12 protein-coding genes are annotated in these 13,597 nt (G+C 64.9%); 6 read left to right on the top strand and 6 right to left on the bottom strand.

All coding sequences use genetic code 11. From position 1 onward, the window contains the following. Positions 1-46 precede the first annotated feature (46 nt). Together zwf and gnd are read right to left on the bottom strand one after the other, a co-directional pair. Positions 47-1,549 (bottom strand): glucose-6-phosphate dehydrogenase, encoded by a 1,503-nt coding sequence (zwf, locus tag AC5QPF_RS15590; protein WP_494964080.1) that lies wholly within the window; start codon positions 1,547-1,549, stop codon positions 47-49. Continuing rightward, positions 1,546-2,526 carry a phosphogluconate dehydrogenase (NAD(+)-dependent, decarboxylating) gene (gnd, locus tag AC5QPF_RS15585; protein ID WP_494964079.1) on the bottom strand — a complete coding sequence of 327 codons (981 nt, stop codon included), beginning with the start codon at positions 2,524-2,526 and terminating at the stop codon, positions 1,546-1,548. The genes zwf and gnd overlap by 4 nt, the downstream gene beginning before the upstream one ends. 196 nt (positions 2,527-2,722) lie before the next feature. Here gnd and AC5QPF_RS15580 point away from each other — a divergent pair, with 196 nt between their 5' ends. Beyond that, positions 2,723-2,890 (top strand): DUF6026 family protein, encoded by a 168-nt coding sequence (locus AC5QPF_RS15580; RefSeq protein ID WP_494964078.1) that lies wholly within the window; start codon positions 2,723-2,725, stop codon positions 2,888-2,890. A 25-nt stretch (positions 2,891-2,915) separates the two neighbouring features. On the opposite strand, the gene AC5QPF_RS15575 is transcribed toward AC5QPF_RS15580, so the two are convergent. Further along, positions 2,916-3,524 carry a LysE family transporter gene (locus tag AC5QPF_RS15575; RefSeq protein ID WP_494964077.1) on the bottom strand — a complete coding sequence of 203 codons (609 nt, stop codon included), beginning with the start codon at positions 3,522-3,524 and terminating at the stop codon, positions 2,916-2,918. 109 nt (positions 3,525-3,633) lie between these two features. On the opposite strand from AC5QPF_RS15575, the gene AC5QPF_RS15570 reads away from it, so the two are divergent. From AC5QPF_RS15570 to alkB, 3 genes are all read left to right on the top strand, one after another. Then, entirely contained in the window at positions 3,634-4,539 is a 906-nt protein-coding gene (locus AC5QPF_RS15570; protein WP_494964076.1) for a LysR substrate-binding domain-containing protein, read from the top strand. Positions 4,540-4,654: 115 nt separating this feature from the next. Further along, entirely contained in the window at positions 4,655-6,004 is a 1,350-nt protein-coding gene (locus AC5QPF_RS15565; RefSeq protein WP_494964075.1) for an SPFH domain-containing protein, read from the top strand. 40 nt (positions 6,005-6,044) lie between these two features. Next, the gene (gene alkB / locus AC5QPF_RS15560) at positions 6,045-6,695 is read left to right on the top strand and encodes a DNA oxidative demethylase AlkB (RefSeq protein ID WP_494964074.1); all 651 of its coding nucleotides are present in this window, start codon (positions 6,045-6,047) and stop codon (positions 6,693-6,695) included. 208 nt (positions 6,696-6,903) lie between these two features. Here alkB and AC5QPF_RS15555 read toward each other — a convergent pair whose 3' ends face one another. Beyond that, positions 6,904-8,556 (bottom strand): methyl-accepting chemotaxis protein, encoded by a 1,653-nt coding sequence (locus AC5QPF_RS15555; RefSeq protein WP_494964073.1) that lies wholly within the window; start codon positions 8,554-8,556, stop codon positions 6,904-6,906. Positions 8,557-8,573: 17 nt separating this feature from the next. Beyond that, positions 8,574-9,995 carry an aldehyde dehydrogenase family protein gene (locus tag AC5QPF_RS15550; RefSeq protein WP_494964072.1) on the bottom strand — a complete coding sequence of 474 codons (1,422 nt, stop codon included), beginning with the start codon at positions 9,993-9,995 and terminating at the stop codon, positions 8,574-8,576. Positions 9,996-10,196: 201 nt separating this feature from the next. On the opposite strand from AC5QPF_RS15550, the gene AC5QPF_RS15545 reads away from it, so the two are divergent. Next, on the top strand, positions 10,197-11,180 hold the full coding sequence (locus AC5QPF_RS15545; protein ID WP_494964071.1) for a flavin reductase: 984 nt from the start codon (positions 10,197-10,199) through the stop codon (positions 11,178-11,180). Further along, on the top strand, positions 11,177-12,475 hold the full coding sequence (locus AC5QPF_RS15540; RefSeq protein WP_494964070.1) for an MFS transporter: 1,299 nt from the start codon (positions 11,177-11,179) through the stop codon (positions 12,473-12,475). The genes AC5QPF_RS15545 and AC5QPF_RS15540 overlap by 4 nt, the downstream gene beginning before the upstream one ends. A gap of 117 nt (positions 12,476-12,592) precedes the next feature. Here AC5QPF_RS15540 and AC5QPF_RS15535 read toward each other — a convergent pair whose 3' ends face one another. Continuing rightward, positions 12,593-13,321, bottom strand: coding sequence for an enoyl-CoA hydratase-related protein (locus tag AC5QPF_RS15535; protein ID WP_494964069.1), 729 nt, complete (start codon positions 13,319-13,321; stop codon positions 12,593-12,595). Positions 13,322-13,597: the final 276 nt, after the last annotated feature.

Raw genomic sequence — 13,597 nt, 5'->3', positions numbered from 1 at the left:
AGAAGCAGTTTGCGACCTATCCAGATGGGTGGCCGTCCAGCGTCACTCAGCCAAGACTGTGCCAGACTCGTCGCTCACGGGCGAGCAGATCGTCTGCGGCGGCCGGGCCATCTTCGCCAGCGGCATAGGCATGCACCTCGCCACCCTCCTTCCAGGCATCGAGGAACGGTTGCACCGCGCGCCAGCCGTTTTCAATGTTGTCGGCGCGCTGGAACAGGGTCTGGTCCCCGATCAGACAATCGTAGATCAGGGTCTCGTAACCAGTGGCCGGGCGCATTTTGAAGAAGTCCTTGTAGGCGAAACCCAGCTCGACGTTCTCCATGGCCAGCGCCGGCCCGGGGCGTTTGGCCTGAAGGTCGAACCACATGCCTTCATTGGGCTGGATCTGGATCTTCAGGTAGTTGGGCTTGGGCCGCTCGGCATCGCTGTCGCGGAACTGCGCATAAGGTGCCGGCTTGAAGCAGATGGCGATCTCGGTGTCGCGCACGCTCATGCGCTTGCCCGTACGCAGGTAGAACGGCACACCGACCCAGCGCCAGTTGTCGATCATGACCTTCAAGGCGACGTAGGTTTCAGTCTGGCTGCCAGCCGCGACCCGAGGCTCGTCGCGGTAGCCCTTGAGCTTCTTGCGGCCTTGCTTGCCTTCGCTGTACTGCCCGCGCACCGAGTTCTTGAGCGCCATGGCCTTCGACCAAGGGCGAATGGCGCCGATGACCTTGGCCTTTTCGCTGCGCACCGCATCGGCGCCGAAGGCGGCCGGCGGTTCCATGGCCACCATCGCCAGCAACTGGAACAGATGGTTCGGCACCATGTCACGGAGCGCGCCGGTGTGGTCGTAGAACGCTGCGCGCTCCTCCACGCCGACAGTCTCCGCCGCCGTGATCTGCACATGGTCGATGTAGTGGTTGTTCCAGAAAGCCTCGAAGAGGCCGTTGGAAAAACGGCTGACGAGGATGTTCTGCACCGTCTCCTTGCCCAGGTAATGGTCGATCCGGTAGATCTGCCTTTCGTTCATCACCCGCAGCAGGCAGGCGTTGAGCAGCTCGGCGCTGGCCAGGTCCGAGCCGAATGGCTTCTCCACCACGACCCGGCGAAACCCCTCGGTTTCCGTGAGCAACCCCGCATCGCCGAGGCGCTGCACCACTTCGGCAAAGAAACGCGGCGCGGTGGCCAGGTAGAAAATTGCGTTGCCGTTGCGGGATTTGCCGATGTGCTTGCTGATGGCCTGGTAGGTGTCCGGGTCGAGAAAATCGCCGGTCAGGTAGTCGATGCGCTTGGCCAGCCGGGCCCAGCGTTTCGGATCGAGGCATTGCGCGCCTTCCGCCGCGCCCTTGTCGCGCTCGCGCATGAAGGCTTCCAGGCGCTCGGCGAATTGGGCGCCGGTGGCAGCGTTGTGATCGACGCCGACGATGCGCAGGTTCTTGTCCAGCAGGCCATCGCGGCTGAGGTTGTAGAGGGCCGGCATCAACAGGCGCTTGACCAGGTCGCCGTTGGCGCCGAACAGGAACAAGGTGCAGGGTGGCGCGGTTTCGACATTGTATGGATTCATTCGGGACGCTCGACATGGCCGCCGAAACCGAAGCGCATCGCCGAGAGCAGCTTGTCGCCATAGGTGCCCTCCTGCTGCCGCGAGCGGAAGCGGGCAAACAGCGCGCTGGTCAGCACCGGCACCGGTACCCCCTGCGCCACCGCGGCATCGATGGTCCAGCGACCTTCGCCGCTGTCGGCCACCGAACCGCTGTAGTGGCCCAGGTCCGGGTCTGCTGCCAGGGCGTCGGCGGCAAGGTCCAGCAGCCAGGAGGTGACCACGCTGCCCCGACGCCAGACTTCGGCTATCTGTGCCACGTCAAGGTCGTAGCGCTCTTGTGCTGGCAGCGCCTCGCTGGCCTTGCCGCGCAGGATGTCGAAGCCTTCGGCGTAGGCCTGCATCAGCCCGTACTCGATGCCGTTATGCACCATCTTCACGAAGTGCCCGGCCCCGGCCGGTCCGGCGTGGATATAACCTTGCTCGGCACGCCCCGGCTCGCCGTCGCGGCCTTTCGTGCGCGGGATGTTGCCGATGCCCGGCGCCAGGCTGGCAAACAGCGGGTCGAGTCGCTCGATCACCGCCTGTTCGCCGCCGATCATCATGCAATAACCCCGTTCCAGGCCCCAGACACCGCCCGAGGTACCGACATCGACATAGTGCAGCTTGCGCCCGGCCAGTTCGCCGGCGCGGCGGATATCGTCCTTGTAGAAGGTGTTGCCGCCGTCGATGATCACGTCGTCGGCTTCCAGGAGGTCGGCCAGTTGCGCGATGGTCTGCTCGGTTGGCTCACCGGCGGGCAGCATTACCCAGATCGCCCGTGGCTTGGCCAGTTGCTGCACCAGCGCCGCCAGGTTTTTCGCCCCTTGCGCGCCTTCCGTCACCAGCGTGTCGATGGCCGCCTGATCGCGGTCGTTCACCACCATTTGATGACCGTTGCGCATCAGGCGTCTTGCAATATTGCCGCCCATGCGGCCCAGCCCCACGATTCCCAGTTGCATGCCGATGCTCCGTTCGAAGGATGAAATGTCGCGTCAGGTCCACAAGGTTAGTCCAGTGGGCGGCAGCGATGGTTTCACGACAAACGGCAAGACAGCAGCCAATAAAAAAGTTCCCTCATTGGAAAAAAGAATTCAGAATCGCGCCCCGTCAAGCGTCTACGCTTCAGTTGTGTGACAGCCATTCGTGAGGTGCGCAATGCAAACCCTGATCTCCGCCAGCCCGCCCCAGACGCTCTACGTCTCGATTCGTCGTGACGAGCTGCAACGCCTGAAGCAGGAACGCGACGACCTCAAGGAACAAGTGGCGCGCCTCAATCTCCTGCTCCAGCAGGCCCAGCCGCAGCGCCATCCCGCCGCACGCTGAAGCCTTCCTCCCTGCCGCTGCTGGTTCAGGCCAGCAGCACGCGACACCAGTACACCACGCCCACCGCCGCCAGCAGCAACAGCATCCACGCCGACAGCCGCGCGATCCCCGCCTTGTAGCGTTGCGCCAGCGAATGCCGCATCAAGCCGATGTACAGCGCCAGAATGCTCAGGTCGACGATCAGCCAGAGCAGTGCCAGCAGGCCGATGCTGGTACTGAACGATGCCGTCACCGGGATGAACTGGGGAAACAGCGCGACGAAGAACAGGATGTCCTTGGGGTTGGAAATCCCGATCAGGAAACCCTGCCACCAGCCATTGGCCCTGACCGTGCCGGTCACCTCCCCGCCCCCCGTTTCCCGCAAACCGCTGAAACCCAGCCAGCCGATGAACAGGCAGCCCACCAGTGCGCCCCATTGCAGCACCTGCGGACTCAGCGCCAGGGTCCCGGCCAGCACGGCCGCCGCCGCCGCGACCAGGATCAGCGAAGCGGCATTCGCCCCCAATGCCGTGCGCACTGCGCTGCTGGTGCCGGAGCGACTGGCGGCGTCCAGCACCAGCAGCACCACCGGTCCCGGGGTGGCAATCAACAGGATGACGGCGCCCAGGTAGGCGATCAGCAGAGGTGTGTTCATGGTGGGCTCTCGAAGCGTTGAGTCCGCGCATTCTGCGCAGCAGACGGCGCCTTGAAAAACGCAAAAAGCGCTGGCCTACTATGATTCCAACTCATGATGAGCCTTCGCCATGGCCGATCGCCTGCCCCCGCTGTATGCCCTGCGCGCCTTCGAGGTTGCCGCCCGCTCCTGCTCCTTCACCCGTGCCGGCGAAGAACTGTCCCTGACCCAGAGCGCCATCAGCCGGCATATCCGCAGCCTGGAAAGCCATCTGGGCTGCCGCCTGTTCGAACGCCACGGCCCGCGCCTGCGCCTGACCGATGCCGGGCAACGCCTGGCCCGGCAGTTGAACGCCGGCTTCAGCCTGATCGAACAGGCCTGCCAGCCGTTTCGCGGCGCCGGGCGGCAATTGCGCCTGAAAGCACCGTCTACCCTGACCATGCATTGGCTGCTGGGTTGCCTGGAGCGTTTTCGCCAGGCGCAGGACAGAACCGTGGTGCAGCTTTCCAGCGTGTGGATGGACCAGGACAGCGTGGATTTCGCCAGTGAGCCCTACGATTGCGCGGTGCTGCTGGGTAACGGCCAGTTCGGCGAGCGGGTGAAGAGCCAGAAGCTGTTCGAGGAATGGCTGATCCCGATCTGCGCGCCCTCGTTGCTGGGCGATGGGCCCTGGGATGCGGCGTGGCTGGGGCGGATGGCGCTGGTGCATCCTTCCGCCGACCGCCGCGACTGGCGGCGTTGGGTCGAAGGCAGTGGCCTGATGGGTGAAATCGAGCTGAACCGTGGCGTGTGCTTCGACACCCTGGACCAGGGCATGGCGGCGGCGATGGCCGGGCACGGGGTGTCGATCGGTGATCTGGCGCTGATCGGCCCGCACCTGCGGGATGGGCGACTGGGCTTGCCGTTCCACGAGGCGGTGATGACCGGGGATGGCTATTACCTGGTGTGGCCGGAGGGCAGTGCCTGGGAGGAGGCGATCCTGGGGTTGGGGGCGTTTCTGCTGGAGCAGCGGCCGGAGGTGGAGCTTCCTGCTTGAAGTCGACATCTCCTTGATTAATCTCGGAAAAATCGTACAAGCCACTGTGAATCGCCTCATTGCGGGGGGAAGGCTTCCCCATTGAGCATGGCCGCTTCCATTGAAGGAGGCATTCATGCAAATCCCTGCATTACCGGAAACTCCATTTCCGCGCATCAGCCGCAAGGTCATCGTCCTCGTTGCCGTCCCGCTGATCGCCCTCGGCACCGTCGCCGCGCTGTTCAACCAGGTGTTTTTCTACAACGAAGCCGGCCATATGGCCCATGTGCGCACGATCTTCGGTGAGGAGAAGGTGGTCGAGGATGTCGGCTATGCCACCAAATGGTTTGGCCGCAGTACGGTGTGGAAGCGCACGATCGGTGTCCAGTCGGCGCTGCAGGTCGATACCCAGGACGATGGCAGCCGCCACCCTTCGGTAACCCAGGGCACGCTGCCCATCGTGTTCCTGGGCAACGTCGACGCCAAGGCCGAGTTCAGTACCCAGTTCCGCCTGCCCACCGGCGATGCCTTCCTGACCATCGCCCAGGAATACCGCACCCCGGAAAACTTCATGCAGCGCGCGCTCCTGCCGGCGGTCAAGGAAACCCTGCAGGCCACCGCCTCGCTGATGAGCGCCGATGACTACTACGCCGGCGACCGCAACCAGTTCGGCGCCGAGTTCGAGAACCAGCTGCGCAACGGCCTGTACCTGACCAAGCGCAAGGAGGTACGCGTGCAGCGCGACAGCTCGCCTGCGCAGACGGCCATCCTCCAGGCCGGCACCGAGCAGGGACAATATGGCGACAACCACTCCACCCGCTTCGTTATCGAGAAGCTGCGCGACGAGAGCGGCCAGGAAATCCGCAAGCCCCAACAGTTTCGCCTGTTCGGGGTGGATGTCGTGGATGCCAGGGTGACCCATATCGATCCCAACCCGCAGTACCAGGAGCGCATGGTCAGGGTGCAGCAGGCCCTGGCGGAACTGGCCGTGGCGCGGCAGAACCGGCTCAAGGAAGAAGAAGAGAAGCAATTGGTGTCCGCCCGCGGTGCCAAGGATGTCGAGGCCAAGCGCCAGGAAAGCCTGCGTCAGCAGATTGAACGGACCACCGAGGCGGAAACCGAGAAACAACTCACGCTGATCAATGCCGAGCGCGAACAGCGGCGAGCGGAAATCGAGAAGAAGACCGCCGAGCTGCTGCGTGACAAAGCCCGCATCACCGCCGAGGCGACCCGGATCACCGCCGAGGCCGATGCCCACGCCCGCGAAGTTGCCATCAAGGCTGACGGCGCGTTGCAGGCGAAACTCGATGCCTTGGTATGGATCAATCGGGCCTGGGCCGAGGCGGCAGCCAAGGCTCCCGTGCCGTCGGTGATGATGGGCGGCGGCGAGGCCGGTATCGGACGCCAGGACGAAATGAGCAAGCTGATGAGCGTGCTGGCGGGCAAGGCGGCGCGGGATCTGGCCCTGGACCTCAACACCCGGTAGGCATTGGCAGGGTCGGCATGCGGCGGAGTAATATCCGACCATGCAAACCGAACTCGACCTCTTCAGCGCCCCAGCAGGCGAACCCCAGTGGCTCGGCAACCAGGTTGCCCTGCTCCCGGGCTTCGCTCTGGACCGGGTAGAGCATCTGCTGCCGGCTCTGCGGGAAATCGTCCTGGCCGCTCCCTTCCGCAACATGACCACCCCTGGTGGCCGGACGATTTCCGTTCGCGTCACCAACTGCGGCAGCCTCGGCTGGATCAGTGACCTGCAGGGCTACCACTACAGCCCCGTCGATCCCCTCAGCGGACAACCCTGGCCGGCATTGCCCGATGTTTTCCTGGAACTTGCCCGTGCCGCCGCCGAGAGCGCCGGTTTCGCCGACTTCACCCCGGATGCCTGCCTGATCAACAGCTACCTGCCCGGCAACCGCCTGACCCTGCACCAGGACCGCAACGAACGGGATTTCAGCCAGCCGATCGTCTCGGTGTCCCTGGGGTTGCCTGCTACCTTCCTGCTTGGCGGGCATGAGCGCGCCGAGCGTACGGCGCGGGTGGCATTGCAGCATGGTGACGTGATGGTGTGGGGTGGCGAGGATCGCCTGCGGTTCCATGGCATCCTCCCGCTCAAGGATGGACACCATCCCCTGCTGGGGCCGCGGCGGATCAATTTCACGCTGCGCAAGGCGGGTTGAAGATGACGCGCTCTCATAGATCAACACATAACTCATTCATTTAGCATGGGACGGTGTGGGAGCGGATTCATCCGCGATTGGGCGCGAAGCGGCCATAAAACCGGCATCCCGGGTGTGTCAGGAAAACCTGGGACTCAGGTTTTACGACGGCTTTGCCGCCGATCGCGGATGAATCCTCTCCCACGCCGATCTCGGGGACTCCTACAGTTCACACCACCGTAAACCGCGCCGACAACTGATCCAGCGCCCGCGCCAACTGCTCCAGGTCCGCCGCCGCCACCGCACTGCGCCCGGCGCTCGCCGACAAGGCCCCCGTCCCCGCCGACACATTTTCCACCCGCAGCACCATCTCCCGGGTCACCCGAACCTGCTCGTCGATCACCGTGGCAATGGTATCGACACTGCGGATCACATCATCCGTACCACTGCGAATCTGCGCCACCGAATCCCCCGCCTCATGGGCCAGGCTCACGCCTTCACGCACCCGCAGCACCACCCGGCCCATGCCGTCGACCACGGCACGGGTACCCTCCTGGATACGCTGCACCGTCAGGTCGATCTCGCCGATCGAGCGCCCGGTTCGCTGCGCCAACAGGCGTACCTCGTCGGCGACCACGGCGAAACCACGCCCCTGCTCCCCTGCCCTGGCCGCCTCGATCGCTGCATTCAGGGCCAGCAGATTGGTCTGCTCGGCGATATTGCGGATCACCCCGAGCACGTCGCTGATCTCGTCGGAGAACGCTTCCAGCTCGTGGATATGCACGGCGGTGTCGCTGATCACGTCGCTGATGCGGTTCATTTCCTGGGCCATGTCGCGGATGAAACCCTCGCTCTTGCCCGATCGCCCCGCCGAATGCTGGGTGATCTCGCGGGACACGCCGACATGGCTTTCCACCTCGCCAATGGACCCGGACAGATGCTCCACCGCACTGGAAATCCCGCGCACCGCCTCGGCCTGCTGCTGTGTCGCCTGGGATGCCAGCTCCGCCGACTCGGCCAGGTGCGCAGCCTCGCGGCTGACCCGCTGCACCAGTTCGCGCATCTGCGAGATCAGGCCATGCAGGCTGTCGCGCATGGCGGCGATATCGCCGAGCATCCGTGCGAACTCGTCATTGCCGTGCACCTGCACCGGCTGCGCCAGGTCACCGGCGGCAATCGCACGCATGCTGCTGGCAGCCTGGCTGAAGGCGCGGCGCAGGCGCGTCAGGGTGGTGATCGCCGTCGCGCTGCCGACCACCACGCCGACCACACCCAGCAGCAGGTAGGCCAGCACGGTGGCGCGATAACGCTGCTGCGCCGCCTCGTAGGCACGCTCCGCCGCGGCCTGCTGCAGGGCCTGCAACTTGCCCAGCTCGGCTCCGGCGGCACTGCCGGCGGGTTCGGCCACGCGCAGGAAGGAAATGATCCCCGGCAGGCGGAAATCCCCGGCGCGCAGCGACTCCATGAGGATCGCCAGTTCCTCGGTCCAGCTGCCGTAGTGCGCGTCGAACGCGTCGGCCGCGGCCTGCTCTTCCGCACTCAGGCTGCGCTGACGGTATTCGCTCCAGCGCTGGGCCAGTTTGCGGTTGTTGGCGTCGATGCTGCCCAGGGTGACCTCCACCGACCGGTCGAACGCCGCCATCAGCGGTCCGTCCGGGTCATGCAGTACGGCCAGCAGGGCCAGACGCCGGCTTTCGTCGAGGCGGTGCTGGATCTCGCCGAAGGTCAGCAGGGTCGCCAGGTTGTCTTCAGTAAGGGTACGCAGGCTGTCGCGCGCCTGTTGCAGGCCATAGACGCCGAAACCGACCGCAGCGACGAACAGCGCGGTGGCCAGCAGCGCCCACAGCCACAGGCGCTGGGCAATGGTGATGGACTTGAACACAGTGATTCCTCGCCGGCTCAGTCGGAGGTCAGCATCGACAGCATGGCCGCCTGGAAATGCTCGCCATACGGCGGCAACAGGCCCCATTCGCGGCGCGGGTCATGGCTGGGGGCCTTGAATACCGTGCGCATATGGCTGAATTCGAGGAAGCCTTCGCGGCCGTGGTAATGACCCATGCCAGAGGCACCGACACCGCCGAAGGGCGCGTCGTGCATCGCCGCGTGCATCATCACGTCGTTGAGGGTGACGCCACCGGAGACCGTGTGTTCCAGCACCCGGCGCTGCTCGTCGGCGTCCTGGCCGAAGTAATACAAGGCCAGGGGGCGCGGTCGGGCATTGATCTTGTCGATTACCGCGCCGAGGTCGTCGTAGCCGAGCACTACCATGGCCGGACCGAAGATTTCCTCCTGCAGGATCCGGCTCTGGGTTGGCGGATCGATCACCAGGCGCAGCGGGCGGCGGCGTTCGTGTTCGCCAACAGGCATCTCCTCCGGCAGGGACTCGATCCGTGCACCCAGGGCACGAGCGTCTTCTATATAGCCCTCGACCCGGGCCAGGTGCCGTGCATTGACCACCGCCACCACATCGCGGTTGCCGGCAATGGTCGGATGCAGACTGGCGTAGGCCGTGCGCATCGCGGCAACGAAGGGTTCGAGCAAGGTCCGTGGCACGTACACCAGGTCCGGGTTGATGCAGATCTGCCCGCCGTTGGTGGCCTTGGCCACGGCGATGCTGAAGGCGGCCTGGTCGAGGTCGGCACTGGTCGAGACGATCACCGGCGACTTGCCGCCCAGTTCCAGGGTCACCGGCACCAGGTTCTGCGCAGCATTGCGCATCACCGAGCGGCCGACAGCGGTGCTGCCGGTGAAGACCAGGTGATCGAAAGGCTGCGCGGTAAAGGCCTCGGCCAGTTGCACATCGCCAGTCACCACCGCCACTTCCAGCGGGTCGAGGTGTTCGGCGCACAGGCGGGCAAGCACCTCGGCGGTACGCGGCGTCACTTCCGACGGCTTGAGAATCGCCCGGTTGCCCGCCGCCAGCACCGATGCCAGCGGGCTGAACAGGGTAAACAGCGGTGCATTCCAGGTACCGAGGATGCCCACCGTGCCCTTGGGCTGGTACATGACCCAGGCTTCGGCGCCCAACTGGTCATAGGGCGGGAACGGCGCGCGGGGCTCGTCCTGCATCCAGGTCTCCAGATGGGTGCGGGCGTGTTTCAGCGAAGCCAGGGCGCCGAGGATATCGTTCATCAGGGAAAAACCGGCCGGACGACCGCCAAAATCCGCGTCCATCGCCTCAGTCAGAACGGCGTGATGGTTCACCAACAGGTCGATCACCTGCTGGATGCGCCGCCGGCGGGTGGCGGCGTCCACCTTTCCCGCAGCATTGAAAGCGGATTTCTGGCGTTCCAGCAGTGACGAAAGGATCGATGAACTCATGCTTGGCTCCTTGGCAATATGGCCGGTTGTGTTGGCTCTTGTAGCGCCCGATGCGCAGGGCCCACGTTGCCGACGCAATCCCCGCCGCGCGTCGTCCGATCGGACGAGGACCGGGCAAAAGCGTTAGTCCGTTGAGACGATGTCCGGCCTGCTGCCGCGCCCAATACTGGCCTCCTGAAAAACCACTGCATGAGGCCAGTCATGGCAACACAACACCTCGGTTTCGACCCCCAGGCCTTCCGCGCGGCGCTCGGTACCTTCACCACCGGCGTGACCATCATCACCACCCAGGGCGAGGACGGCGCCCCGGTGGGCATCACCGCCAACAGCTTCAACTCCGTATCGCTGAACCCGCCGCTGGTGCTCTGGAGCCTGTCCAAGCAGGCCCGCAGCCTGCCGGTGTTCAGCAGCGGCAAGCACTGGAACGTGCATGTGCTGTCCACCGAGCAGGAACGCCTTTCCGGGCGCTTCGCCACTCAGGGCGAGGACAAGTTCGCCGAAGTGGGGCTGGACCGCGGCATCAGCGAAGCGCCACTGCTGCAGGACTGCACCGCGCGCTTCCAGTGCCGTACGGCGTTCCAGTACGAAGGCGGCGACCATGTGATCTTCGTCGGCGAAGTGCTCGCCTTCGACCACAGCGACCGCGCGCCGCTGGCGTTCCAGAGCGGCCAGTACGCCCTGACCACACGCAAGCCGCGCAACGAGCTGCGCCTGGCTACCACGCCACCGCCACCGGAATGCAGCTACACCGAGGACCTGCTCGGTTACCTGCTCGGGCGCGGTCACTACCAGGCCCTCGACCTGCTGCGCAAGCTGCTGTGCAACCAGCAACTGGACGAACAGGCGTTCTTCATCCTTGCGGTGCTGTGCATTCGCGACAACCTCGACCTCGACGAGATCAACACCTTCGTCAGTTATACCGGGCACGTGGTGACCCTGGCCGGCATGCGCTTCCTGGAACGCCAGGAACTGGTGGCGATCGAGGGCGAAGGCGACGACCTGCGCTTCGTCCTCACCGCCAAGGGCCGCGAGACTTCGCTGCAACAGGTGGCGCTGGCCAAGGTGGTGGAACAGGAACTCACCGCCAAGCTTGGCCAGGCCGATGCCCAGGCGCTGAAGGTGCTGCTCAAGCGCCTGATCGTGGTCAGCGACCCCGGCCTGCCCGACCTCTGGGCGCCGCGATGAGCGCCGCCGTGCCGGCACTGTCCGCCGCCCCGGTAGGCTGGCGCGCCCATGGTCTGCTGTTGTTGCTGGCCATGGTATTTGCCGACAACTTCGTCGGCCGACAGATCCTCGCGGTGATGATCGAGCCGGTGAAGGCCGAGTTCGGCGTCGGCGACACGGCCATGGGGTTGATCTCCGGGCTGGCCTTCGCTGCCGTGTATGCGGTGATGGGCTTGCCGGCGGGGCGCCTGGTGGATCGTCTGTCGCGCACCCGCCTGCTGGCCGCGTCCTGCCTGCTCTGGGCCTTGGCGACCATGGCCTGCGGCGTGGCCGGGAGCTTCGTGCTGCTGGCCGTGGCGCGGATGCTGGTGGCGGTGAGCGAGTCGCCGACCACCTCGGCCTCGCTGTCGCTGATTGCCGACCTGTATCCGCCGCAGCGGCGGTCCTTCGCTATCAGTTGCTTCACGGCGGCGCCGACCTTTTCCTCGATCATCGGGTTGAGCGTGGGCGCCTGGGTGGTCGAACAGTACGGCTGGCGCTTCGCATTCATTGCCCTGGGCTTGCCGGCATTGGTGTTCGCTGCCGCGCTGGCGTTCGTCGTGCGTGACCCGCAGCGTGGGCGCTGGGACCTGACGGCGCATGTGCCCTCGCCCTCCCCAGGGTTGTTGCGCGAGACCAGTGGGCTGTGGAAGTTGCCGGCCTATCGGCAACTGATTCTTGCCGGCGGCCTGACCACCCTCAGTTCCTATGCCATCGCCATGTGGAATACCAGTTTCCTGGTGCGCTCCCATGGGTTGTCGCTGCAGCACGCGGGGTTGCTGGCTGGCGTCGTGTGCGGGACGGCGGCGGGGATTGGCGGATTGTTCAGCGGCTGGCTCAGTGATCGCCTGAGCCGGCGGGACGGGCATTGGCAGTTTTCCATTCCGATCATCGGCCATATCACCGCCATGGCGGCCTTGGCCAGCTATCTGCTGTGGCCGGATACCCTGCTTTTCCATCTCGGCAGCTTGCCGGTGCCGGTGGCTATGCTCTGGTGTGCGCTGTACAGCTTTTTCGCGGTGTGGTGGGTGGCGCCGTCGTACAACCTGGTGACTCAGTTGGTGCCGGCTAACCGACGCGGGACGGCGATGGCGTTGCAGACCATTGTCAGTACCTTGCTGGGGATTGGCGTCGGGCCGCTGCTGGCCGGGTTGCTCAGTGATGGATTGATGGGCGTGGCCGGGCAGGATTCGTTGCGGTATGCGTTGTTGCTGGTGAGTTTGCCGGTGCTGGGGGCGGTGTTCTTGCTGGTGCGGACTTCGCGGCAGGTCAATTAGACGCTCCCACAAGGATCACTGCCAGCCGCAACATCCTGGCTCGACATAAAACCTGTGGGAGCGAGCTTGTCGGGGCGCCGAACCGTCGCGAAGGGCCGCAAAGCGGCCCCAACAGCATCAGCGCCTGAAACCGGCTATAGCTTCTTGGGCCGCACCTGCCTGCAGCATCCGGGCAAAGACCCGCGCTTCCTCGTCGATTCGCTCCACCACATCCCCTCTTTTCAGCAACCGCTTGGTCTCGATCAACGCCTGCAGCGGCTTGCTCGCCATCTTCCGCGCCTGGGCCAGGGCGCTTTCCAGCACCTCGTGCGGTTCCAGAACCTTGCTAACCAGCCCGGCTCGTGCTGCGGTCTCGGCGTTGAATGGCTCGCCCAGCAACAACGCCTCGGCAGCCCGCTGATACCCGAACAACCTCGGCAGCAACAGACTGGAACCCGCCTCCGGACACAGCCCGAGGTTCACGAACGGCAAGCTGAATCGCGCATTGCTGCCGGCATGAACCAGATCGCAGTGCAGCAGCAAGGTCGTACCGATACCGACCGCAACCCCGCACACTGCCGCCGCCAAAGGCTTCGGAAACCCCGCCAGTGCCCGCAGGAACTGCCACACCGGCGCATCAAGCCCGTCCGGCGGTTGACTGAGGAAATCGGCCAGGTCATTGCCGGCAGAAAAAGCCTGCTCGCCACCATGGAACAGCACCACGGCAATCTCCGGGTCGTCCGCCGCCCGTTGCAGGGTTTGCGTCAGGGTCTGGTACATGGCCACGGTAATAGCGTTCTTCTTGGCTTCGCGTGCGAAGGTGATGATCAGGACGCCGGAATCTTCGCGGGTCTGGAGGTCGGTCATGGGTGCTCTCGCCGGTTTTTGGACGGGTAGCAATAACCGGTCTGGACGGGGTCGGGAATCGTCCGGATTGAGTAGGCGCTTCAGAAAAGGTGTTGCATATGGCTACGAAATTCCGTGTATTTCCGACTTTCTTGTAGGCAATTTCCCAATCATACTTCCGCGCCTTCTAAAGCGTTGCGCTCGTGGACATCGGTGCCTAGGCTTCGCCGGTCGCTGCAAATTCAGCGACCGGGTCTGGTCACCCGGGGTAGCACGGCGCACAAGCGCCCCATCCAA

Source organism: Pseudomonas sp. Con_6, assembly GCF_059379395.1.
Note: the sequence above shows the minus strand (reverse complement) of the source record. Positions and strands in the feature narration are given on the sequence as shown.

What these genes read in the sequence shown, in the direction of transcription:
- AC5QPF_RS15575 (WP_494964077.1), bottom strand. Translation starts at nt 3,524, where the DNA reads ATGAACACACCTCTGCTGATCGCCTACCTGGGCGCCGTCATCCTGTTG.
- AC5QPF_RS15580 (WP_494964078.1), top strand. Translation starts at nt 2,723, where the DNA reads ATGCAAACCCTGATCTCCGCCAGCCCGCCCCAGACGCTCTACGTCTCG.
- alkB (WP_494964074.1), top strand. Translation starts at nt 6,045, where the DNA reads ATGCAAACCGAACTCGACCTCTTCAGCGCCCCAGCAGGCGAACCCCAG.
- AC5QPF_RS15565 (WP_494964075.1), top strand. Translation starts at nt 4,655, where the DNA reads ATGCAAATCCCTGCATTACCGGAAACTCCATTTCCGCGCATCAGCCGC.
- AC5QPF_RS15540 (WP_494964070.1), top strand. Translation starts at nt 11,177, where the DNA reads ATGAGCGCCGCCGTGCCGGCACTGTCCGCCGCCCCGGTAGGCTGGCGC.
- zwf (WP_494964080.1), bottom strand. Translation starts at nt 1,549, where the DNA reads ATGAATCCATACAATGTCGAAACCGCGCCACCCTGCACCTTGTTCCTG.
- gnd (WP_494964079.1), bottom strand. Translation starts at nt 2,526, where the DNA reads ATGCAACTGGGAATCGTGGGGCTGGGCCGCATGGGCGGCAATATTGCA.
- AC5QPF_RS15535 (WP_494964069.1), bottom strand. Translation starts at nt 13,321, where the DNA reads ATGACCGACCTCCAGACCCGCGAAGATTCCGGCGTCCTGATCATCACC.
- AC5QPF_RS15550 (WP_494964072.1), bottom strand. Translation starts at nt 9,995, where the DNA reads ATGAGTTCATCGATCCTTTCGTCACTGCTGGAACGCCAGAAATCCGCT.
- AC5QPF_RS15545 (WP_494964071.1), top strand. Translation starts at nt 10,197, where the DNA reads ATGGCAACACAACACCTCGGTTTCGACCCCCAGGCCTTCCGCGCGGCG.
- AC5QPF_RS15570 (WP_494964076.1), top strand. Translation starts at nt 3,634, where the DNA reads ATGGCCGATCGCCTGCCCCCGCTGTATGCCCTGCGCGCCTTCGAGGTT.